Genomic DNA, 22,663 nt, shown 5'->3' on the forward strand with positions numbered 1-22,663 from the left:
TCGGAAAAAATATGGCATAGTTTCAAAAGCTATGTCATTCCCGTCACATTTTACAATTGAATCTCCACCAATCATTCTAGAACGTTGTTCTCTATGACGACCGAAATCCTTGCCTACACTCCCCAAAACAAAATTCGCTTTGTGACGGCGGCCTCTCTCTTTGATGGCCACGATGCTTCGATCAATATTATGCGAAGGATTTTGCAACAGAGTGGGGTGGAAGTGATCCACTTGGGACACAACCGGAGTGTTCAAGAAATTGTCCAGTGTGCCATCCAAGAAGACGTGCAAGGAATTGCTATCACCAGTTATCAAGGTGGGCATGTGGAATACTTTCAATACATGATTGACCTTTTACAAAAGGAAGGGGCGGGTCATATACGCGTGTTTGGTGGTGGTGGTGGAACCATTTTGCCTTCAGAAATTGAAATCCTTCATAAATATGGTGTGGCTCATATTTATTCGCCTGATGAAGGAAGGACTCTCGGCCTGCAAGGCATGATCAATGATGTGGTCAAAAAATCCGATTTTCCTACACCACTATCATTTAACGGAGATTTGGCGTCCCAAATCCAAAAGAAAAATTATTTAGCACTCGGGCAGGCCATCACACAGATGGAATTTTCTCTCCTGCAAGAAAAAACAAACTACTCCATAAATTTAGAATTTCCCTCACCAAAAAAAACCATTCCTGTTCTAGGAATTACCGGAACAGGTGGTGCAGGTAAATCTTCTTTGACAGATGAACTGGTTCGTCGTTATCTGCATGACTTTCCAGACCAAACGATCGCTATTTTATCAGTAGATCCATCCAAACGAAAAACAGGTGGGGCACTCTTGGGTGACCGGATTCGTATGAATTCGATTTTTAATGAAAAAGTGTATATGAGATCCTTTGCGACAAGAGAAGCAAACATTGCCCTCAATCGCAGTGTCAAAGGTGCGATTCAAATTTTAAAGTCGGCAGGTTATGACCTCATTATAGTGGAAACAGCAGGGATTGGACAAAGTGATTCAGAAATTACCGAAGTCGCCGATGTTTCGTTATACGTTATGACACCAGAATATGGTGCAGCCACTCAGTTAGAAAAAATCGATATGATCGATTATGCGGATGTAATTTCCATCAACAAATTTGATAAACGAGGAGCTCTCGATGCTCTCCGCGATGTGAAAAAACAATACCAACGTTCTCGTAATTTATTCAACGATCCGATTGATGTGATGCCAGTATATGGAACCATCGCATCTCAGTTCCAGGATGCCGGGACAGATGAACTCTATGCACATTTGATTGGTGTTGTAATCACAAAATGCCAATTGGATTGGAAATCAAAGTATTTAAAAAACCAAATAGGAAGAGAAGCATCAGTAGTCCTTCCTCCAGACCGTGTTCGGTATTTGACAGAAATCAAAGAAGAAATTGATCGTAATGCAGATTGGATTGCAAAAGAAGCGGAGACGGCAAGATCCGCCTATCAATTGAAAGGTGCGATATCCATTCTTTCTAAAAAAGGAAAACAAACTACAGAATTAGAATCCGAATACCAACTCTTGTGGGATTCCTTATCTGCGGATTCAAGAAACATTCTGGATACCTGGTTAGAAAAAATAGAATCCTTTCGTAAGGAACAGTATTCTTATTTTGTCCGTGGCAAAGAAATCAAAGTAGATAATTATACTGTTTCTTTAAGTCACTTAAAAATTCCAAAAATTGCCACACCCCGTTTTGTAGATTGGGGGGATATTTTACAATGGTCTTACCAAGAAAACTTTCCCGGATTTTTTCCCTATACAGCAGGTGTGTATCCGTACAAACGAAGTGGAGAAGATCCAACTCGAATGTTTGCTGGAGAAGGTGGGCCAGAAAGAACGAACCGTCGTTTCCATTATTTGAGTTCTGGAATGCCTGCAAAACGTTTGTCTACTGCATTCGACTCAGTTACGTTATACGGGGAAGATCCAGATATTCGGCCTGATATTTATGGCAAAATTGGAAACTCCGGTGTGAACGTAGCCACTCTCGATGATGCCAAAAAACTTTACTCTGGATTTGATCTTTGTGATCCATCCACTTCTGTATCGATGACGATCAATGGACCTGCGCCCATGGTTCTTGCCTTCTTTTTGAATGCAGCCATCGATCAGGCATGTGAAAAGTACATTCGAGCCGAAGGCAAAACTGATGAGATAAAAGCAAAAATCAAAAAAATATATGAATCCAAAGGACAATCGGTTCCAAGTTTTGATGGGCCTTTACCGGAAACTAACGATGGTTTGGGGCTACTTTTGCTAGGAGCGACTGGTGATGAAGTTTTACCATTGGAAGTTTATGCAAAACTAAAAAAGGATGCTCTATCGCAAGTACGCGGAACAGTACAAGCAGACATTCTAAAAGAAGACCAAGCCCAAAATACTTGTATTTTCTCCACAGAATTTGCTTTAAAAATGATGGGGGACATCCAACAACATTTCATTCAAAATGCCGTTCGAAATTTTTATTCGGTTTCGATTAGTGGGTATCATATTGCTGAGGCAGGTGCCAATCCTATCACCCAAGTTGCATTTACGCTCGCCAATGGGTTTACATATGTAGAATATTATTTAAGTCGAGGAATGGACATCAATGAGTTTGCTCCAAACCTTTCTTTCTTTTTTTCAAATGGAATCGATCCTGAATATTCTGTGATTGGTCGAGTAGCAAGAAGGATTTGGGCTAAAGCTATGAAGTTCAAATATCGTGCGAATGAACGTTCCCAAATGTTAAAATACCATATCCAAACTTCGGGTCGGTCACTCCACTCACAAGAAATTGATTTTAATGATATTAGAACCACACTACAGGCGTTATATGCAATTTATGACAATTGTAATTCACTACATACCAATGCATATGATGAGGCAATTACGACACCAACGGAAGAATCGGTTCGCCGTGCTGTTGCTATCCAACTGATCATCAATCGTGAGTTAGGTCTTGCTAAAAATGAAAATCCATTACAAGGTGCCTTTATCATTGAAGAACTTACGAACTTAGTGGAAGAGGCTATCTTAACGGAATTCAACCGATTGACGGAAAGGGGCGGAGTGCTTGGTGCGATGGAGAGAATGTACCAAAGGAATAAAATCCAAGAAGAATCCCTTCATTATGAAACTTTAAAACATACGGGTGAATATCCTATCATCGGTGTGAATACATTTTTAAACAGTAAGGGATCGCCCACTGTCATCCCAGGGGAAGTCATTCGTTCGACAGATGAGGAGAAACAACTACAAATTGGAAATTTAAAGGCGTTTCAAAAACGAAATGAAGTCAAAACAGATGATGCCATTACAAAATTAAAACAAGTGGCTCGTGCAAAAGAAAATATCTTTCACGAGTTACTGGAAACAGTGAAAGTGGCGTCCTTAGGGCAGATCTCTCATGCTTTGTATGAAGTGGGAGGTCAGTACCGCCGTAACATGTAAACAGAGGAAAGGGTAGTACGCTACCCTTGGTGACTTTATGATTTCTTGGGATTTGATCAAAAAACACAAACTTGGAATACCTTTACTTTGGGACATAACCATGGTCTTTGTAGTCCTTGGTAACTTGGCTCTCATTGTTTTTGATCTGAGTTATTTGAGCCTGCGGCCATTTTACTTTCACAAGTTTCCAGAAATTTTAGAGTTGTACGACAAACCAATCCTCGGGATTGAAGCTCATCGAACTACAACGGCTTACACTGATTTGGTGGACGATTTAAAATATCTCACACAACTGCGAGATGATAGTTTTAGAGAAAACCAAAGAAAAATCACAAGAGAAGATATTTATAAAATTCTCACTTCTTTAAAATCCCAAGTATCAAATGAAAAATTTGATTCTTTATATGCAAACTTTGAATCAGCGTTACAAATCGAAGATGTTCAACTTCGTAGAAAAAAAGTAGAAGAAACCTTAGTCCAACTGAATGATTTTTTTAGTGTTTTGGAAGAGACAGATGAAATCACAACTCTCAGTGAATTATCTGAAAAATATGCTTTTATCAATCGCTTAAGTGTTGAGTCAAACGAGTCAAAAGAAATTACCTCCATCTTACAAAGGATGGACAAACGGATGTTAGAGATCGTGGAATCAAATCCTTTTGCGATGTCAGGGCAAACTCACTTTTTATCTGAAATTCAAACAAGTATTAAAACGGAATACCAAACACATAAAACAAAAGCCCGTGATATCAAACTTAGACAAGAATTGGATCCGGTGTTAAATCGAGATCGAATTCCTTCGACAGTGGTTGCTTTTGCTTGGTTTTGGCGGGACCAGAATCGCTCTCTAGAACAAAAAATTGATTTTTTTAATTCACACTTTAAAGAGTATTTTGCACTAAATTATTATAGGGCAATATCTTCGGATGGAAGTCCAGTAAATCACTATTTGTTGTTAGATGCCCCGTTTCTCTTTTTCTTTTTGGCAGAATTTATCATTAGTTGGCTCATTGCAATTCGCAATAAAACCTATATCGCTTGGTTTTTGTATCCCATTTACCATTGGTATGATGTTTTAGGACTCATTCCTTTAGTAGAATTTAGATTTTTTCGATTGGTGCGTGTATATAAAATTTATTTAATGTTACAGACCAATCAATTCACTCGCATTTTAGGAAATGATTTGATTAGTAAAACTTTAAGGTATTATTCTAATATCATTAAAGAAGAAATCTCTGACATTGTCACAATCCAAATTCTCACAGAAACACAAAACGAAGTAAAGTCGGGAAACTCACTAGACCAACTGGTGAATGCGATTGATCAAAACAGAGATGAATTAAAAAAAGTAGCTATTAAAAATATAGCTAAATCGGCACAAAACCCCAACTTACAGGCATTAATTCAAAACTTGGTAACTGAAGTCTCGGAACGTGTTTCTGCCAATATGAAACCCATTTCGCTTCTCCCCAAAGAGATGCAGGCAAATTTAACCAAACAAATTAGTTTAACAATTTATTCTGCTATCTCACAAGCGACAGTGGCGATGGCAACAGATCCATCGGGAAAAAAGTCAATCGAAAACTTAATTGATTATCTGATTGATGAGATGATTCTCATTGCTCAAGATCCTGACATGGTAAAACTCAATACCAATATCACAGTGGCTCTCATTGAAAATATGAAAAAGTCAATTGGCGAGAAAAAATGGCTGAAAGCAGAAATTGGGAGTAGTTAGAATTAGAATCATAAGTTTCCATTCATCGTTCGAACACTGTTTTCCCACAAAAAAAGTCTTGTTTTCGTAAGAAAACAAGATGAGATCGATCCACTTTGATTTCGTTCACAAAAGTTTCTATTGTCTTCTGTTTGGTTTTGTTTCCGGGATTTTTGGCTGTGGCAAATCCCAAAACGAAAAAACTCCAAACACATGGATGGAATCTAAAAAATCAAAAAGGGAATTGGAAACCAATGGAACTTGTTTGGGAAGAAAGTTCAGGTGCAGTGGCTCCCGAATTCCGGTTTGGAAAACAATATAAACTGGTTGCAGGACAGAAAAAAGTTTTACTCACACGTAAAATGTTTCGTGCAAACCAACAAATACTGAATGAAACTAAAGAAATTCCAGCTAAAGTTTATGAGTCCTGGATGCAAAAACTATCCAAAACAGGAATTGAAACTTTTCCTTTTGAATCTCCACCCTCAGAAACAATTACAGGTGTGAGTTATAACTTTGTTTCATTTGAGTTAGGTTCCACCAAATCGAAGTTTTATTATCACTTGGAGGAACGTAAAGATCCAAGTTGGAAACAGAAAAATAGTATCATAAATATCATAGAAGGGATGAAGCCATGAATTTAAAACTTAGCAGAATGATTTTCGGAATGTTACTCTTATTTACAACTGCAATTCTTGCAGAAGAATTTGATCCGAGTAGTGTTCGGTCTCCTGGATGCAAACCGGGAACTTTCTCATGTGGTTATATTCCTAGTTCCAAAGAAATTCAAGATAGTATTCCGCTCAAAAGAGATTTTAATTCTTTTGATGAATTGCCGAAGTCTATTGATTTATCCTCAATGATGCCTCCAGTAGGAAATCAAGGAAGACAAAATAGTTGTGTAGCATGGGCTACTGGTTATGCGATCAAGTCCTATCTCTTAAAAAACAAAGGACAAGTTTCAGAATATGATCCACCATTTGCTGGTGGAAAGGGGAATTATGTTTTTTCTCCCGCTTTTATTTACAACCAACAAAATGGGGGAGAAGATAAAGGTTTGTATTATTACAAAACAATGGAGTTTTTAAAAACAAGCGGTGTTGCTCCTTGGAGTAGTATGCCCTATACGGATAAAGATTATTTATCCCAACCTTCTCAAAGTTCTAAAAAAGAAGCCCTTAAATATAAAATCAAATCTTTCTCTCGGTTAAACTTTAAAAATCCTGATGAAATTAAGCGGGTGTTAGCTGGGAAAAACGTAGTTATGGTTGGAATGATCATAGACGATGCGTTTTATAAATTGAAAGGTTCTGCTATTTATGATGAAAATGGTGGCCAAAGTTATGGCGGTCATGCAATGACTATCGTAGGATATGATGACAATAAAAAATCCAAATCTGGAAAAAAGGGTGCGTTTAAATTACAAAACTCCTGGGGAACGAATTGGGGTGATAAAGGTTTTGGTTGGGTTTCCTATTCAATTCTTGCAAAAGTAGGACAAGAAACTTATGCTATCGTAGATGAGCCAGCTTCACAAAACATACCATCGGTGGTAGTACCAGTAAAGAAACCAATTCTTCCACCAACAGAAATCAAAGTTTCCAAAGGAGAATTTGATACAAAAATTCTATTAACATGGAATCAACAAGACTTAGCTGTTGCCTATTTGGTTCAAAGAAAAGAAGAATCCGATTTTTATGATCTTGGATATTCGGATAAACCTAGTTTTACTGATCTAAATGTTTCACCTAACTCTACCTATGTGTATAGAATCATTTCTGTTGGTTCAGAAGAAGTATCCGTTTCCTCATTGGAGGTGGAAGGATTTACTGCTACCGAATCTCAATCAGAGGGAAACATAGGCCAAGTGGCTGGCCTTTTGGGTACGGTTTACGTGAATGGAAATACACCTAACGTGGAACTAAGTTGGTCTGAATTAGAAGGGGCAACAAGTTATACAATTTCTCGTTCTGATTCCTCTCTAAAATGGAAAAATATTGGAACAAGTAAAACTACGAGTTTTATTGATCCTTCTCCCAAATTAGGAGAATCCAATTTTTATAGAGTGAATGCAGCTACACAATCGAAACCATCAGGGGAGTGGAGTGAAACAGTAGCCATCGATGTTGCTGATCAAACCTTGTTACCAAATCAAGTGAGTCATCTTACTGCGACTAGCGGAGACTATGCGAATAAAATAGTTTTAAATTGGAATGCCGCTCCTGGTGCAAAAACTTATTTTTTATATCGATTTGATGAAAGAGCCGAACCGTCTGGGCAGTTTGAAATTTCGGGAACTAGTTATACAGATTCAGATCCAGCCATTCAGAATGGTAACCAATATTTGTATACTATCATTGCTGCCAATGATCTTGGTTATGCGGAGCCTAGTCAGGTAGCCTTTGGAAAAACTGATCCTGGACTTACCAAAAGAGCAGGTGGTGTGACTTTATCTCCCCCAAAACAATTAACTTCCAATCTTGTTGGCAAAGACAAAGTCATCACTCTGAGATGGGATTCTGTGAAAGATAGTTTTGAATATTATATTTACCGAAAACAGATGAAAGGTGGAAAGCCGGGGAAATCGGAATTTGTTTCAAACGTTGATGCGAAGAAAACTACATTCAGCGAAAATTTCCCAGGAAACTCAGGTGATTTGTTTTTATATTCCGTACGCTCTAAATCAGAATTTGGTTCGGAGTCGAAAGACTCAAATTTTGTTTCTGTATTCTGGAATGAACCTAAGGCCCAAGTAAAAAAGAGAGCCATGTCTTTGGAAGAACTTCCTGCTTCTTTTGTGGGAAAATGGTCGTCTATGTATTGGAATCCCAAATCAGGTCCACAATCAGTTTTAGTAGATATTCAAGGTAATGGACAAGATTTTGTCGCAAAATTAAAGTTAAATGATAAAGAAATCCGAGAATTTAAAGGTTCTTGGTCTCCAGGTAGTCATACTTTAAAAACAAAGGGATTTTTGTTTGAGTTGTCAAAATCAATGGAAGGCAACTCATTAGCTCAGTTCCAAACAATCAAAGATTTTAGTGATGGTACGGAACTGAGTTTTACTAAAGAATAAAAAAGTAGAGCTTACTAAAAATGCTATAGAGTCATAATAGTTTATATCGTTTGTAGATACAACCAAAGCGCTTTTAGTTCAGTATCAGTCAATTGGCCTAAACTTTTCCATGGCATAGGGAATTTCATTTCTGAACCATCTGGACGTTTTCCTGTTCTGACGGTTTGGATAAAACTAGATTCTGTGTAATGTGTTAGACCATTTTTGCTGATATCTTGCGCAGGTGGCCATTCAGGAGGAGCTCCTTGGATTGGACCACCTTTCAAACTAAAACCATGGCATCCAGTACATGTAGTGGCAACATACTTACCATATTCTAAAGACACAGTAGGTGTAATGTTTGCTAAGTGTGTAGTTTCATGGTTGATAACTTCTGCTGATAGAAAAACAGGAATTTCTCCAATTAAAAAAAGAAATCTTCCCAGTGGACCTGCTTTGAGGTCTCCTTGAGGTTTATCTACAGAAGGTAAAGATCGGAGGAATGCGATTAATTTTCCGACATCTTCATTTGTCATTCCTTGGAAATCTGTCGATGGCATAAACAACAATGCCCTTCCGTTTTTGCCAACACCATGACGAATCGCAATGGCAAGTTCTTCATCAGTTCTTTCAGTAATGATTCCTCCTTTACCTGATGTTAGGTTAGCGCCAGAAAGTGTCCCGAGGGCAGGATCTTCAATAAATGTCCTACCACTTCCATCGACGTCGTGGCAATCTCCACAACCTCGTGATTGGTAGAGTCTTTTCCCCTCAGCAATGTCTGCATGTTTAGCGAACTTAGGTATGGGAACAGATTTTACTTCGTACGTTTTGTTCATACGTGTTGAACTTAACGCATAAATAGTCGTGACTAACACTACAAGAATGCCCAATAAAGATAGAAAGGTGATCGTAAGAATACGAGAAATTTTTTTCATACGTGGGCAAAGAGATCGGGGAAGTTGATTTTGGTCAAGGGAGAATTGGGTAAAGCTGGTAGTACTGTGGGAACAGATTGGATATTTGTATCCCCGCCCGATTAGGGAGGGGAACTAGGACCGCCACCGATCGCAGTGGAAATCCTTTCCCGGAGGGAAAGATTGGAACGGAGAGCGGGATCGCCTTATGTATAGTAGTCGGATTATCAGTCGAATGCGAGGCGCCCTGATTTACCAACTAAATATTGTTAGGATATGGCATGGTTACAAATCCTTTAAAACCTTCTTGGTATACTGCCAAATATAATTTATCTTTTCCTGGCACGACGACAATAATATGGGAAAACAAACTACCGTCATGCATAGTGAAATATATGGGCTTATTTCCGTTAGGTGAAAGTGCAAGGATTCCTGTTTTTTTGGAAACTGGAAGTAGACTTTCCGGTATGTATAGAACAAGACGTTTTAACGATGGGTGTTTATGCAACCAAGTGATTAATTTAGATCTTTCTACTGGGATTGCGATCCAAATTCTGCCGCTAGAATCTCTATCCATTCCGTCAGGAAAACCGGGAAGTCCTTCGATAACAATTTCATCCTTTCCTTTTTTATCACCAGTTAGGTGTAAGCGAATGAGTCTTGATTTAGATAATTCATTTAAAAGAATGGAAGATTCGATTTCTCCTTGCGAGTATTCTAATAAAATTCCATCTAAATATGTGTATTGATGAGCGATTAAACTTGCGGTGTTATCTTTCAGATCATATTTCCAAAGATGTCCATTACGTCCTAATGTAAGCACTTCATGTTTTGATTGTGAACTCACTCCAAGAATAGAATTGGGGTGGTCATATGGTTCAGTAAAATAAATTCTTTCTCCATCATTACTAATTGTTAAATCATCTGCTTTTTCTACGTTGCGACTGTTGGTATCATTAAGTTGTGAGATAGGAATCTTTGTTTCTTTCCCGAAAGGGTAAAAGACTCCAATTTGATCATCTGACGGTTCTTTGGTTTTATCTGTAATGGGAACACGAGTACCAATTTTACGCAGATGTTTTGTTGATATTGTTAATTCGTAAATTCCAGGTCCATCATTAAGAATTGTATCATGTTGTTTTCCGCGAGATAAACACATATATATGATATCATTATTTTTAGGATGAATTACCATCCCCCCAGGTAAAAGCGGAGTTTTGACAAATGGCTCCGAGGTATTATTTGTTAAATCTACTTTCCAAATCCAACCATCGATCGAAGCAACAAAAGCTCTGCCTAAATCTTCTTGCAGAAGAATTTCATCTTGAGCAGGTAAAGTGGATCCGCCGATTGTCACCATTTGTTTGATGGGATCTCCATCGGATTTAATGGAAGTTATTGTTGGATGGTAAGGAAGTTCGATTGGACCTTTGATTTGATTCTTAAAATATTCTTCTGGTGTTCGACAGGATATTAAAATCAAAAGTAAACTGAAAGCCGGAACTAAAAAGAAATTCGTATGAACTTGAAATGATAGTTGATTGAGTTTTGTTTTCATTGAATTATTCACCTAACTCAAAATTAGCTGCCGGAATCGAATATAATCCTCTAGATGAAGTATCGAATGAAGGAAAATACACCGAATCTAAGTTTGGAACTGCAACGGAGATGTCTTTAATTTTTGATCCATCATGCATAGAGTAGTAGAGTGCTTTTTTACCGGAAGAATCAAGAACCATGATTCCTGTTTTTTTTGCAATCGGTAGGATTCGTTGTGGGAGTGATAAAAGAAATGGTTTGAGCCATGGGTTGTTATGGATAATGTTCACAAGACCAGAGCGAGGTTTGATGATACCAACCCAAATTCTACCTTTTGAATCTCTCTCCAAACCGTCCGCTAGACCAGGAAGGTTTTCAAATAAAACTTCAAAAGTACCTTCTTTTTTTCCATTGATGTTTGCTTTGATAATTCTAAATTTTGTTGTCTCAGTAATAATGACAGATTCTTCTTTTGATTTTGAATGATCTGCAATGATGATTCCATCGACAAAAGTAAATCCACTCATGACTAATGAAATCGTATTTTTTTGTCTGTCAAACATCCAAAGTTTACCATGAGGATAGAGTCCGATTGCTTCTGGCACCGCACCACTTCCCATAGCAGCATCAGACCTTTCAAACGGTTCAGAGATATAGATTCTGTTACCATCGTTGGAAACAGCGAGATCATTGCATAAGGAAAAGACTCTTGAGTTTGTTTCGTTTAAGTTTTTTAATTCAAATGTTGGTCGTTTGGATTCTGAATATACAATTTCAAAATCGGAGATTTCTATTTTTGGTAATGTTAGTACAAGAGGTACAACCGATTTTGATTTTATGTTTACTTCATACAAACCAACTCGTTGTGTTTCTTCGTAAGTTACACCGCCAAGTCGCGATGCGCAAACTAAAATGGATTCGTTCTTTTTGTTTGCAAATTGTAAACCAGCAGGATTCACAGGTGGTTTAACCCAAGCAGTAGCCGAATTTGAATTCAAATCTAATTTCCAAATCCAACCATCCATGCCAGAGGCAAATGCGATTTGGTTTTTATTGTCAAAAATGAGGTCATCGTGACCAGGTAACTCTTGTATGTTGACCTTAAGGTTACTTAAAAATGGATCTGGTTTGCTTACGTCCTGAATAGAGACAGGTACATTACCCAACTTGTAGGCGTTTCCAATTTTGATATTACCAGTATTACATCCAATGGACATTAAAGAGAATAAGACTATATATTGATATTTTTTCGTTTTCATATAAATTCCTTCGTGGTTTTGTATTTTTTTACATGAGGGACATCGTCGTCTAACCAGTAGGCTTTGTTTTCTTCCACAACCAATATTTCTTCGAACTTAAATCCAGTTTTTCCTCTACCTAAATGTGGTTCGATCGCCCATAATCCAACTTTATTTCCTTCGTGATCTGGTGTTAAAAGTTCTGGCAAAACTTTATGGGATAAAAATTCATATGACCCTTGTAAGCTGAACCAACTAGCAAAGCTTATCGGTAACAAAGGAAAAGAAATGTTCGGAAGGTTTACCTTATACACTCTATGCCCAAGCACTGCAAATGGATACAATGCATGGACATTATCGTAACCTAATTCTTTTGCATCTGAATCAATTTTCCACCAAATCTCTGAAGAAGTCATGGAAGAGCTAAAGTATTTTGGAATTTCTTCGCGAAGTTGTATTAGGTAATCCATTCCTTTATCGAGCTCAGAATTTTTAATTAAAGAAGATGAATAACCTATATCACCAATATAACCTTCTACAACAGGAGATACATCCAGTATAAATGATTCTTCTTCCGTTAATTTCTTTTTACCAGGATGGAATTGAGTAAATCGTTTGTATCCATCAAACCTTGCATGTTCACCAAACCAAGCAAAGGGTCTATGTAAAAAAACTTTCACGCCATGATCACGTAAGTACTCATCCATACGTTTGGCTGTTTGTTTTTCAGTCCACCCAGGTTTCATTTCCTTTTCAATTGTTGTTACACAATCATATGCCAATCTTTGAGCTTTTAAAAAACCGGATTTCTCTTCTAACGATGGAATTTTGATCGATTCGGAATTGAATTTTGAAAACTTTGAGGATAATTTAGATAACAATCCTCTTTCTTTTGTTATGGGCATAAGTTTTTCTTTTCCTTGGTAGAGAAAGAGAATAACAAATTATAAAAATCTGTGCTTGAATGATTCCGGTATTTTTAAGATTTAATGAAGATTTTAATCAGGTTCGCAGAACCGGACTTCCGCTGTTTTGAGATGGCCAAAAAATAAAGAAGGTATAAATCCAAAGTTTTCTTTAAAGGTTCTGGAAAAATGGGCAGAATCAGAAAAACCCGCAGCATGGGCTGCATCCGTAAGATTCTTGCCAGCTTTCAATTCTTTCACTGCACGTAAAATTCGAACCCATAACAAATACCTTCGCAGGGGAATTCCAAGATTTTCTTTAAATAGGCGAATTAAACGATCTTCTGAAATAGAAAAATTTTTTCCAATTTCTTTCATGCGAATGCTATTCGGAACTTCCATCCGGATTCTTTTTGCTATCTTTTGAATTCTTGGGTCTACGGAAGTTTTTAATGTATCAAATGGATAAACAGTACGAAGTAAATTTAATTGTAATTCAGTGGCTTCGTGATCACTTAAATTTCCATAATATAAAGACCAAAGAGTTTCGATTAAAGGTAAAAAATTTTGAATATCTAATCTTTTCACTTCACCAGAAGAAATTGATTCAGCTATAGAACCAAACTCATAGGTTTCTGGATCAATGAGTAAAGCTACCATTTCTATACCTGGAGAAATAGTTCGATGGTAAGTATTTGGACCAACTAATGCAACCCTGTAATCTTCCTTGCCTAAATCAGTTTCAATGGTAATATTTTTTTCTAAGGAAATAGCAAGTGTTGCAGCATAATGAGAGTGAAAGTCGGTTTGCATACTATTGGTTGCAAACATAACACGACTATTCCATAAATATAGAATACTTTTGCTTTCAAACTCCATCTATAAGCCTTTCTCTGCAATATAGAATAATTTCACAGTTAAAATAGAAAGTAGTAATACCGAAGAAATAATAACTCTTCATTCATGATTTGGTTTAGATTTTTTTTTTTGAATTCTTTTCTTAGTTTTTTCTAAGTTTTCGTTAACTCGAAACTTTACGATTTTTTTAATCAAACCATAGGGAATCGGTTCATTCAACGGAAATTGAATGGATCCTTTCCCAAATTTATATTTTGATATTTCTTTCTGGAAGGCTATGTTTCCTGAAGGAAGTGCATAAAATCCGATATGTTTTGCATATGCCGCAAAATGTACCAAGGTTCCATTTAAAACAAATGTTGGCATTGCATAACTAATTGTTTCCGTTGCTTCTGGCACTTCCTTTTGAATAGTACTTCGAATCGTTTGAAGGATTTGTTGTACTTCGTTTGGGAAGTTCTTTATATATTCATCAATTGATTTAGGAATCTTTGAGTTCATTGCAAATATTCTCTATACTTTCGTTTGTTTCCAATTACCTTTCGTGAATAACCATAGAGTAAAGATTCCAACCGACGATTCAGAAATCATGATAGCCCAAAACACACCTGTTGGTCCATAAGCTAAATGTTTTCCTAAAACATAGGCAAGTGGGATCTGGATTAACCAAAAGAATACTACATTGATTTTCGTAGGTGTAATGGTATCACCTGCACCATTAAACGCCTGTCCTGCGGCCATCCACCAGGCATAAATGAAATAGGAATAGGATACAATTTGTAACCATTCTCCACCTATTTTTATCACTTCTGCATCCTCAGTAAAAATTGAAATTAAACTGTCGCTCCAAAAGTAATAAACTATGGAAACAATTATCAAATATCCCATGTTACAGAAGCCAGTAAACCATACGGATTGTTCTGCTCGTTCGGGTTTCCCGGCTCCTAAATTTTGGCCTACTAAGGTCGCTACTGCATTGGACATCCCCCAGGAAGGCATCAAGGTAAACATCATTGTTCTTATTGCAATAGTAGCACCTGCCACTGTTTGGCTTCCAAATTCGGAAAGAATCCTCATAATAAAAATCCAAGAGGTCATAGCAACGATCATCTGCCCAATTCCACCAAGTGAAGTTTTTAAAATCCCGAGTATGGTTTCCCATTCTATTTTCAGATGTGAACTTAGGATTTTAATGTGTTTGCCACCTTGAAATAACAACCATAACTGAAACATCACTCCTATTCCTCGGCCTAGGTTTGTTGCAATGGCTGCACCAGTAATTCCATAAGCAGGAATTGGTCCCCATCCAAATATAAAAATGGGATCTAAAACAATATTTAATCCGTTGGAAATCCACAAAACTCTCATGGAAATTGCGGCATCACCTGCACCTCGAAAAACTGCATTGATAAGAAATAGCAGAACGATCACAATATTTCCACCTAACATCCATTGCATATAGTGGTAACCTTCTGTTAATACCCACTCATCTCCCCCCATAAGCATCAGGAGTTCTTTTGAAAAAAATATTCCAGCGATAGCGAAAGGAATGGACGCAATGATTGCGATCCAAATGGACTGAATTGCAGCAACACCAGCTTTATCTTTTTCTTTTTCTCCAATCCTTCTGGCAACAATAGCTGTGACAGAAAAAGATAGACCCATCGCTACAGAATACAAAAGAAATAAATAAGTTTCGGTAAGTCCCACAGTTGCAATGGCAGAAGCACCTAAGGCACCGACGAAGTAAATATCCACAACTGCAAATACAGACTCTAATACTAGCTCCAAAACCATTGGAACAGAGAGCAGAAACACTGCTTTTCGAATGCTAACTTCGGTGTAATCTTCTTCGGAACCAGCTAGAGCTTTCTTTAAATCTTCCCATAAACTAGCACTTGTCATTTGGAGTTTCCTGTTGATACATAAAGTTTACCACCTAAGTAAGCGATTGGTGGGGTGAGTATGACTAAGGACCACGAATACCACCATGGACCTAAATGTCCTGCCAGGATGGCTCCTGTAATACCTAAGACCAAACCGATTCCACCCAAAATATAAGCATGTTTCATCGGGTTTTGAGGGGCTAATCTTGCGGTTAAATAACATCCGAAAATACTGAAAATGATCCTATAACCTAATACAAATAAAACAATAGGTGTTGCTACAAACATATGATCATAAGGAAGGATATTCATTACTTTAAGAATTGTATCAAATAAGATGGAAAGAACAACGTTTGATATTAAACCAACGAAGATTGCAATTGCACTTTTTAACATGTTTATTGATTTCCTTTGGCTGCTTTCTCTAGAACAGCTATAATTATTTTTTTCATCGCCAAAAAAGCTTTATAAACGCTTCCCACTTTTTCAGATTTTTTGTAAGATAACAATTCTATTAATTGAGTTAGTGTAATTTGCCAAGACAAACCAATCTTATTTTGAACCCAGACGAACGGCATTTTTTTATATAGATTCATTTTATTTCTCCAGATATTGGTTGAGTCTCGAAAGTGTTTGATGTCCGCTTTCAATAGCTCCAAATGCTATCACCGCATTTCGAACGTTTGTATCAGGAAAAGTCATTTGCATCTTTACTAATGTTTGGTTCTTATCGAGTGCAATTAGATATACGTTAACTAAAAAATCATCATTTTTATTTTCTTCGCCAGAACCATGTAAGTATTCTAAGTAGTCGAATTTTCTAATTTCCTTATATTGAATAGTGTTTGGCCATACCTTTCCATCTGGACCAACCATTGTAAAGACCCATTTCCCACCTACTTTAAAATCCATAGTTTTTGTTGTAGTTTTAAATCCGCTCGGACCCCACCAAGTATCTATCGTCAGCGGGTTTGCAAATGCATTAAATACCAATTCTTGCGAGTGTTTTAACTTTTTTTCTAAGCTGATTTGGTTTGGGTTAGGTAATGCGTTAGCTTCTAATTTTTCGAAACTTTCTGACCAACCTTCTTTCATACCAGAATTAGCAAATCCATCTCTGATTTGGTTGTTTGCAAATTCAGTAATGAGAACCACCTTTGTTTTTCCTTCATTCTCTTCGAATAATACTCTTAATTTTGAATTTAAAATTTCTCGGTCTCCAGTAATACCCGCCATCTTTTGAACTTCTTTTACCCATTCATCTGGATGTTCATCAACTAAATCACTGATCACAAAACTTTGAAAAGGTGTGATTTCTAAAAATTTTCCAATGATTGGATAATCGACACCTTCAGGTGATCGCATCACGATTCGATATGATCCACCTACTTTAAAATCAAAGTTTACTGTTGGATTTGTAAACCCTTTCGGTCCCCACCATTTTTCAATATGAACGGGATTGGTCCATACTTCCCAAACAAGTTGGATAGGAGCATCAAACAGTCGTTCAATGCGAACGATATTTTCTTCTAGTGTGACAATTGGATCAGCTTTAAACATTCTTAATTTTTTCCTTTTTGTAGTTCTGTTAGATACGCATCCAAACGATCTAATCGTTCTTCCCATAGTTTTTTGTATTGCTCCAACCATTGGTTGGCTTCTTGGAGCGCTTCTACTTTCAGACGGCATGGTCTAAATTGGGCAGCCTTGCCTTTTTCAATGAGTCCAGCCTTTTCCAAAACCTTTAGGTGTTTGGAAATTCCCGGAAGGCTCATTTGGAAGGGTTCCGCCAATTGAAGGACAGTCGCCTCGCCAGAAACAAGTTGCATTAATATCTGCCGGCGTGTTGGATCTGCCAATGCCTGGAAAGTGGCATTTAGAGCTTCCTCGGATTCCAGTAATTTAACCATATAGATAATTAACCATTTGGTTAAATTGGATGCCTATCCAAATGTTGTCAAGGGAATTCTGGATTTTGGGGGCGGGTGGTATAGAATGGATATTTGTATCCCCGCCCGATTAGGGATGGGAACTAGACCCGCCACCCAATGAGATCCACCTACCACACAATCCTTAGTTTTCCCAGTAAATCTTTATAAATCGAAAATATTCTCAATAAAAGTTCATAGTTGGACTAGGGCATAGAACAAACTTTCATTGTAATATGGTTGTTTGGAATGGGAACTGGAGAGTAAACGAAAAGAAGAAGGCTACTAACTATTCAGCAGTATCATCATTAGCAACAATTAGGTGCTTATATTTTTCTGGTTGGTTTGTCTTTAAATAAAATTCCAAAATGGTCTCTACGTCGGCTTCCGTTTTCATAGAAAACCATTTGCCTTCGGGGTATGACACTTGGATGGGACCGAGTTCACACCGATCCAAACAACCAGACTTTTGCACTCGAAATTTGTATTGGATTCCAGCTTTGGCTGCTTTTAGTTTTAGAAGTTTTAATAATTCGATAGAACCTTGGTTTCCACAAGACACCCGTTCGCCGGGTGCTCTTTGGTTTTCACAAACAAAAATATGTTTTTCGTAAAACATATACTCTGGTATTTCCTAAACTGCGTAGTCTTCCATAGGGATACATGAGCAAACTAAATTCCTGTCACCATAGACGTTGTCTACTCGGCCAACACTTGGCCAAAATTTACGTGTACGTAACCAAGGAAGTGGATAGGCCGCTCTCTCTCTTGGATAAGAATGGTTCCATGAATCACTAATGACCATGTCCGCAGTGTGAGGAGAATTTTTAAGAGGATTGTCTTCTTTCGAAAGAACACCTGATTCGATGTCTTTGATTTCTCCAGCAATGGCTAACATAGAATCAATGAATCTATCGAGTTCCTCTTTGGATTCAGATTCTGTTGGTTCTACCATTAATGTTCCTGGAACAGGAAATGACATCGTAGGAGAATGGAAACCATAGTCAATCAGTCGTTTGGCGATGTCTTCTACTTCGACTCCGCTACCTTTTTTGAATCCACGCATATCCAAAATACATTCATGGGCCACAAGGCCTTTGTTTCCGCGATACAATACAGGAAAAGAGGACTCTAATTTTTTTGCGATATAGTTTGCATTGAGAATTGCAACCTTAGTTGCGAATTGTAATCCTTCGAAACCAAGCATGGCAATGTAAGCCCAAGAGATCACAATGATCGAAGCAGATCCCCAAGGAGCTGCAGACACCGCCCACTGGCTGTTATTCGACCCATTTTCCACAAGGCTATGCCCAGGAAGAAATGGTGCTAAATGTTCAGCAACACCAATGGGTCCAACTCCTGGTCCACCACCACCGTGAGGGATACAGAATGTTTTGTGTAGGTTTAAGTGACAAACATCGGCGCCGATATCTCCAGGTCTAGTGAGTCCTACTTGGGCATTCATATTGGCTCCATCCATATACACCTGACCACCGTTATCATGAATGGTTTGGCAAATTTCTTTGATAGAAGCTTCAAACACTCCATGTGTAGATGGATAAGTTACCATAAGAGCACCTAAACTATCTTTGTATTCGGTTGCTTTTTTCTTAAGGTCGGCGACATCAATATTTCCGTTTGTATCACAATTCACAGGTACCACTTTGAATCCTGCCATCACTGCGGATGCAGGGTTGGTTCCATGTGCAGAGATGGGGATGAGACAAATGTCCCTATGCATTTCGTTACGGCTTTGGTGGAAATTACGAATGGCAAGTAAACCTGCATACTCTCCCTGCGAACCAGCATTAGGTTGGAGTGATACTTCTGCAAAACCTGTGATTTCACATAGCCATTTTTCTAGTTGGCTAAAAAGAGTTCTGTATCCTTCCGTTTGGTTTTCTGGAACAAAAGGATGGATGTTCGCAAGCTCAGGCCAAGTGACAGGATACATCTCTGTTGATGCATTGAGCTTCATCGTACAAGAACCAAGAGCAATCATGGAAGTGGTGAGAGATAAATCTTTTGCTTCGAGTCTACGAATGTAACGCAACATCTCTGTTTCTGTATGGAAACTATTGAATACGGGATGTGTCAGGTATTCAGACTTTCTTTCCATGATTTCTGGAATTTTCCATTCTTCTTTGGCTGTTAGGTCTTCTAACTGAAAATGAAGTGCTTTGTTTTCGTTAAAAATTTCAAGAAGGTCTTTGATATCTTTTAGATTGGTAGTTTCATCTAAAGAGATACTGATCACATGGCCAGAAACTTGTCTGATGTTGATCTCTCTTTCTTCTGCGTAGTGAATGATTTCCGCAGAGGATATTTTAGACAATTCCACACGGATGGTATCAAAGTAAGGATTGGAAATGATTTTGTATCCGAGTTTTTCAAGGCCAGTCGCAAGGATGGTTGTCATCCTGTGTACGCGCGAAGCGATTTGTTTTAAACCTTTTGGTCCATGATACACAGCATACATAGAAGATAATACGGCGAGTAGAACTTGCGCCGTACAGATATTAGATGTAGCTTTGTCTCGACGAATGTGTTGTTCCCTTGTTTGTAAACTTAGGCGGTACCCAGGTTTACCTTGGGAATCTTTGGAGACACCAATGAGACGACCAGGCATGTTTCGTTTGTATTCTTCTTTAGTTGCGAAGTATCCTGCATGAGGTCCACCAAATCCAAGTGGCAATCCAAATCTTTGTGTACTACCTACAACCACATCGGCATCCATTTCTCCAGGTGCTTTTAAAATGGTGAGTGCCAAAAGATCAGCAGCTACGACTGTTTTTGCTCCGACTTTGTGTAGGCTTTCAATAAATTCACTAAAGTCGAAAATGGTTCCATCTGTAGATGGGTATTGGACAATTGCTCCAAAAAAATCATCGGAAGGAACCATCTTTTTAAAAGATCCCACAACAATATTGATTCCGAGTGGAATGGCACGTGTGCGGATCACATCTAAGGTTTGAGGATGAACCGATTGAGAAACAAAGAATGATTTTCCTTGTGTATCTTCTTTTAAAGAGAAGAGCATATTCATTGCTTCGGCAGCAGCTGTCCCTTCATCAAGTAAGGAAGCATTGGCAATTTGCATTCCAGTAAGATCAGTGATCATAGTTTGGAAGTTGATCAGAGCTTCCATACGACCTTGTGCAATTTCTGCTTGGTAAGGAGTGTAAGCAGTATACCAACCCGGGTTTTCTAAAATATTTCTTTGGATCACGGCAGGAGTGATACAAGAGTAATATCCAAGTCCCAAGTAAGATCTATAGATCTTATTTTTAGATACGATTTTCTTTAGTTCTCTTTGTAAAGCATACTCACCAATGGGTTTAGGTAGAGCGAGTTCCTTTCGCAAACGAATGTTTTCAGGAACCGCATCATTGATAAGGTTGTCCAATTCCTTGTAACCAATGGTCGTAAGCATGGCGGTAACAGTTTCTTCTGTCACACCGACATGACGGCGTAAAAAAGTATCGCTTGGTTCCAATGATTCTTCGTAAGGGGAATGGAGAGGTGATGTAGGTTTTACGGAACTCACTTTAGAAAAACTCCTATTAATCCAGTTTGGATACGTATTCTTTATATTGTGCGCTTGTGAGAAGGCTTCCGAGTTCGGAAGTTTGGATGTTTTTTAATTTTACCATCCAGGTATCAAAAGGTTCTGCATTCACGGCTGCTGGATTGGAACCAAGAGCTGCATTTGTCTCTACCACTTCGCCAGAAATAGGAGAATATAAATCTTCCGCAGCTTTTACGGATTCAATCGTTCCTAAACTGTCTTTGGCTTTGATTTGTTTTCCTGGTTTTGGTAAGTCGATAAACACAATGTCACCGAGCGCGTTCTGAGCAAAGTCTGTGATTCCAATCAGAGCAACATCGCCCTCAATCTTTACCCACTCATGTTTTTCTGTGTAATAATAACCGTCTTTTGCTTGTGTATCTGCCATGGTTTTTCCTCTTCTTCTATGCTCTCAGATTAGCGATTGTTTCGAACACTGCCCTGGATGAAGGCCCCAGTCTCTACTTTTGCCAATTTCTTTTGTCCACGAATCTCCACAAATACTTCCGTTTGGTTTTTAGTGAATTCGGTTTCGAGAATGGCAAGACCAAGGGATTCTTTACGGCTGGGAGAGTGGGTCCCTGAGGTGGATTTGCCAATTTCTTTCCCATCACTCGAGAAAATCGGGAAATTTTCTCGTAAAACACCCGGTTCCATAAGGCGAATTCCGACAATTTTACGTTTTGGACCATTCTTTTTGTCAGCGATGATTCGTTCATATCCCAAATAGGGAGCAGGTTTTTCTTTGACGATAAAGTTAATTCCGGATTCCACGGGGGTCCATTCTGCATTCAGTTCATGGCCATAGAGTGGGTATTTTGCTTCAAGTCTCAGTGTGTCGCGTGCACCAAGACCCACTGCTACAAGACCAAAGTCTTTTCCTATTTCTAATAAATCTTTCCAAAGAGTCACACCAAGAGTATTGGATGTATAAATTTCAAATCCATCTTCTCCCGTATAACCAGTGCGAGATACGATGATTGTTTCTCCTTTCCAATTCATTTCTTCGAAATGATAATAAAGGATCGAACTTAAATCCTTACCTAGGTATTTCGAAAAAATTGCATCTGCATTGGGACCTTGTAATGCAATTTGATGCCAGTTTTTACTATCATCAACGACGGTTACCTTTCCATTGTTGTATTTTACTAAATGTTTTGTTACCGCAGGGTAGTTGGAGGCATTGGAACAGATCATATATTTGGATTCGTTGAATTTATAGACAGTGATGTCGTCAACAAGCCCACCATCTTCATTGACCACAGCATTGTACTGCACTTGGCCTGTTTTCATACTGGCAATGGTGTTGCATGTGACTGATTCTAAAAAATTGAGAAGATCTTCTTCTTTTCCGGTCACAAAAATTTCGCCCATATGCGAAACATCAAATAGTCCCGCAGCCGATCTTGTGGCTAAATGTTCTTGGATGATCCCAGTATATTGAACAGGCATGTCCCATCCGCCAAAAGGAACCATCTTGGCTCCCATTTCTTTATGAATTGTGTGTAAAGGGGTTTGTTTTAGTTCCACGGCTTTCTCTCGATCAGACTCTGGAACCATTGAAAAATGGTTTCATGGATATGG

General features: G+C 38.2%; 19 protein-coding genes. 4 read left to right on the top strand and 15 right to left on the bottom strand.

The features are described 5' to 3' along the window. The first annotated feature begins 93 nt into the window (after positions 1-93). The 4 genes from LEP1GSC203_RS05350 (at position 94) to LEP1GSC203_RS05365 (ending at position 8,261) form a co-directional block, all read left to right on the top strand. Positions 94-3,468, top strand: a complete 3,375-nt coding sequence (locus LEP1GSC203_RS05350) for a methylmalonyl-CoA mutase family protein (RefSeq protein ID WP_002972446.1) — start codon at positions 94-96, stop codon at positions 3,466-3,468. Positions 3,469-3,505: 37 nt separating this feature from the next. Continuing rightward, complete coding sequence (locus tag LEP1GSC203_RS05355) at positions 3,506-5,206, top strand: hypothetical protein (RefSeq protein ID WP_002972513.1); 1,701 nt, start codon at positions 3,506-3,508, stop codon at positions 5,204-5,206. 158 nt (positions 5,207-5,364) lie between these two features. Continuing rightward, a complete protein-coding gene (locus tag LEP1GSC203_RS05360; RefSeq protein WP_002972829.1) occupies positions 5,365-5,823 on the top strand; it encodes a hypothetical protein in 459 nt (152 codons plus the stop codon). Beyond that, on the top strand, positions 5,820-8,261 hold the full coding sequence (locus LEP1GSC203_RS05365; RefSeq protein WP_002972595.1) for a C1 family peptidase: 2,442 nt from the start codon (positions 5,820-5,822) through the stop codon (positions 8,259-8,261). The genes LEP1GSC203_RS05360 and LEP1GSC203_RS05365 overlap by 4 nt, the downstream gene beginning before the upstream one ends. Positions 8,262-8,302: 41 nt before the next feature. Here LEP1GSC203_RS05365 and LEP1GSC203_RS05370 read toward each other — a convergent pair whose 3' ends face one another. From LEP1GSC203_RS05370 to gcvT, 15 genes are all read right to left on the bottom strand, one after another. Then, positions 8,303-9,079, bottom strand: a complete 777-nt coding sequence (locus LEP1GSC203_RS05370) for a c-type cytochrome (RefSeq protein ID WP_002972648.1) — start codon at positions 9,077-9,079, stop codon at positions 8,303-8,305. A 337-nt stretch (positions 9,080-9,416) separates the two neighbouring features. Continuing rightward, the gene (locus LEP1GSC203_RS05375; protein ID WP_002972723.1) at positions 9,417-10,715 is read right to left on the bottom strand and encodes an SMP-30/gluconolactonase/LRE family protein; all 1,299 of its coding nucleotides are present in this window, start codon (positions 10,713-10,715) and stop codon (positions 9,417-9,419) included. Between the two features lie 4 nt (positions 10,716-10,719). Beyond that, positions 10,720-11,955, bottom strand: a complete 1,236-nt coding sequence (locus LEP1GSC203_RS05380; RefSeq protein ID WP_039937180.1) for an SMP-30/gluconolactonase/LRE family protein — start codon at positions 11,953-11,955, stop codon at positions 10,720-10,722. Further along, the gene (locus tag LEP1GSC203_RS05385; RefSeq protein WP_002972929.1) at positions 11,952-12,839 is read right to left on the bottom strand and encodes a M24 family metallopeptidase; all 888 of its coding nucleotides are present in this window, start codon (positions 12,837-12,839) and stop codon (positions 11,952-11,954) included. Before LEP1GSC203_RS05385 ends, LEP1GSC203_RS05380 begins: the two co-directional genes overlap by 4 nt. A gap of 93 nt (positions 12,840-12,932) precedes the next feature. Beyond that, the gene (locus LEP1GSC203_RS05390; RefSeq protein ID WP_002972642.1) at positions 12,933-13,670 is read right to left on the bottom strand and encodes a helix-turn-helix transcriptional regulator; all 738 of its coding nucleotides are present in this window, start codon (positions 13,668-13,670) and stop codon (positions 12,933-12,935) included. A 126-nt stretch (positions 13,671-13,796) separates the two neighbouring features. Further along, positions 13,797-14,198 carry an iron chaperone gene (locus LEP1GSC203_RS05395; protein ID WP_002972145.1) on the bottom strand — a complete coding sequence of 134 codons (402 nt, stop codon included), beginning with the start codon at positions 14,196-14,198 and terminating at the stop codon, positions 13,797-13,799. A gap of 12 nt (positions 14,199-14,210) precedes the next feature. Next, positions 14,211-15,602 (bottom strand): MATE family efflux transporter, encoded by a 1,392-nt coding sequence (locus tag LEP1GSC203_RS05400; protein WP_002972290.1) that lies wholly within the window; start codon positions 15,600-15,602, stop codon positions 14,211-14,213. Continuing rightward, positions 15,599-15,979, bottom strand: a complete 381-nt coding sequence (locus LEP1GSC203_RS05405) for a hypothetical protein (protein ID WP_002972250.1) — start codon at positions 15,977-15,979, stop codon at positions 15,599-15,601. Before LEP1GSC203_RS05405 ends, LEP1GSC203_RS05400 begins: the two co-directional genes overlap by 4 nt. A 2-nt stretch (positions 15,980-15,981) precedes the next feature. Continuing rightward, on the bottom strand, positions 15,982-16,179 hold the full coding sequence (locus LEP1GSC203_RS05410) for a hypothetical protein (RefSeq protein WP_002972360.1): 198 nt from the start codon (positions 16,177-16,179) through the stop codon (positions 15,982-15,984). 1 nt (position 16,180) lies between these two features. Beyond that, complete coding sequence (locus LEP1GSC203_RS05415; RefSeq protein ID WP_002972741.1) at positions 16,181-17,143, bottom strand: SRPBCC family protein; 963 nt, start codon at positions 17,141-17,143, stop codon at positions 16,181-16,183. 2 nt (positions 17,144-17,145) lie between these two features. Continuing rightward, positions 17,146-17,493, bottom strand: a complete 348-nt coding sequence (locus LEP1GSC203_RS05420; RefSeq protein WP_039937184.1) for an ArsR/SmtB family transcription factor — start codon at positions 17,491-17,493, stop codon at positions 17,146-17,148. Positions 17,494-17,800: 307 nt separating this feature from the next. Beyond that, complete coding sequence (locus LEP1GSC203_RS05425) at positions 17,801-18,130, bottom strand: (2Fe-2S) ferredoxin domain-containing protein (protein WP_002972850.1); 330 nt, start codon at positions 18,128-18,130, stop codon at positions 17,801-17,803. A gap of 15 nt (positions 18,131-18,145) precedes the next feature. After that, a complete protein-coding gene (gene gcvP, locus LEP1GSC203_RS05430) occupies positions 18,146-21,058 on the bottom strand; it encodes an aminomethyl-transferring glycine dehydrogenase (protein ID WP_002972410.1) in 2,913 nt (970 codons plus the stop codon). 16 nt (positions 21,059-21,074) lie between these two features. Next, positions 21,075-21,467, bottom strand: coding sequence for a glycine cleavage system protein GcvH (gene gcvH / locus LEP1GSC203_RS05435; protein ID WP_002972557.1), 393 nt, complete (start codon positions 21,465-21,467; stop codon positions 21,075-21,077). Between the two features lie 29 nt (positions 21,468-21,496). Next, positions 21,497-22,639 carry a glycine cleavage system aminomethyltransferase GcvT gene (gcvT, locus tag LEP1GSC203_RS05440; protein WP_002972625.1) on the bottom strand — a complete coding sequence of 381 codons (1,143 nt, stop codon included), beginning with the start codon at positions 22,637-22,639 and terminating at the stop codon, positions 21,497-21,499. Positions 22,640-22,663: the final 24 nt, after the last annotated feature.

The organism is Leptospira terpstrae serovar Hualin str. LT 11-33 = ATCC 700639, from assembly GCF_000332495.1.
GTDB lineage: Bacteria > Spirochaetota > Leptospiria > Leptospirales > Leptospiraceae > Leptospira_A > Leptospira_A terpstrae.

Excerpts from the sequence above, each read along its gene's own strand:
- LEP1GSC203_RS05385 (WP_002972929.1), bottom strand. The coding sequence starts at position 12,839 with ATGCCCATAACAAAAGAAAGAGGATTGTTATCTAAATTATCCTCAAAG.
- LEP1GSC203_RS05410 (WP_002972360.1), bottom strand. The coding sequence starts at position 16,179 with ATGAATCTATATAAAAAAATGCCGTTCGTCTGGGTTCAAAATAAGATT.
- LEP1GSC203_RS05390 (WP_002972642.1), bottom strand. The coding sequence starts at position 13,670 with ATGTTTGCAACCAATAGTATGCAAACCGACTTTCACTCTCATTATGCT.
- gcvH (WP_002972557.1), bottom strand. The coding sequence starts at position 21,467 with ATGGCAGATACACAAGCAAAAGACGGTTATTATTACACAGAAAAACAT.
- LEP1GSC203_RS05375 (WP_002972723.1), bottom strand. The coding sequence starts at position 10,715 with ATGAAAACAAAACTCAATCAACTATCATTTCAAGTTCATACGAATTTC.
- LEP1GSC203_RS05370 (WP_002972648.1), bottom strand. The coding sequence starts at position 9,079 with ATGAACAAAACGTACGAAGTAAAATCTGTTCCCATACCTAAGTTCGCT.
- gcvT (WP_002972625.1), bottom strand. The coding sequence starts at position 22,639 with ATGGTTCCAGAGTCTGATCGAGAGAAAGCCGTGGAACTAAAACAAACC.
- LEP1GSC203_RS05415 (WP_002972741.1), bottom strand. The coding sequence starts at position 17,143 with ATGTTTAAAGCTGATCCAATTGTCACACTAGAAGAAAATATCGTTCGC.
- LEP1GSC203_RS05365 (WP_002972595.1), top strand. The coding sequence starts at position 5,820 with ATGAATTTAAAACTTAGCAGAATGATTTTCGGAATGTTACTCTTATTT.
- LEP1GSC203_RS05395 (WP_002972145.1), bottom strand. The coding sequence starts at position 14,198 with ATGAACTCAAAGATTCCTAAATCAATTGATGAATATATAAAGAACTTC.
- LEP1GSC203_RS05400 (WP_002972290.1), bottom strand. The coding sequence starts at position 15,602 with ATGACAAGTGCTAGTTTATGGGAAGATTTAAAGAAAGCTCTAGCTGGT.
- LEP1GSC203_RS05420 (WP_039937184.1), bottom strand. The coding sequence starts at position 17,493 with ATGGTTAAATTACTGGAATCCGAGGAAGCTCTAAATGCCACTTTCCAG.
- LEP1GSC203_RS05405 (WP_002972250.1), bottom strand. The coding sequence starts at position 15,979 with ATGTTAAAAAGTGCAATTGCAATCTTCGTTGGTTTAATATCAAACGTT.
- LEP1GSC203_RS05425 (WP_002972850.1), bottom strand. The coding sequence starts at position 18,130 with ATGTTTTACGAAAAACATATTTTTGTTTGTGAAAACCAAAGAGCACCC.
- LEP1GSC203_RS05355 (WP_002972513.1), top strand. The coding sequence starts at position 3,506 with ATGATTTCTTGGGATTTGATCAAAAAACACAAACTTGGAATACCTTTA.
- LEP1GSC203_RS05380 (WP_039937180.1), bottom strand. The coding sequence starts at position 11,955 with ATGAAAACGAAAAAATATCAATATATAGTCTTATTCTCTTTAATGTCC.
- LEP1GSC203_RS05350 (WP_002972446.1), top strand. The coding sequence starts at position 94 with ATGACGACCGAAATCCTTGCCTACACTCCCCAAAACAAAATTCGCTTT.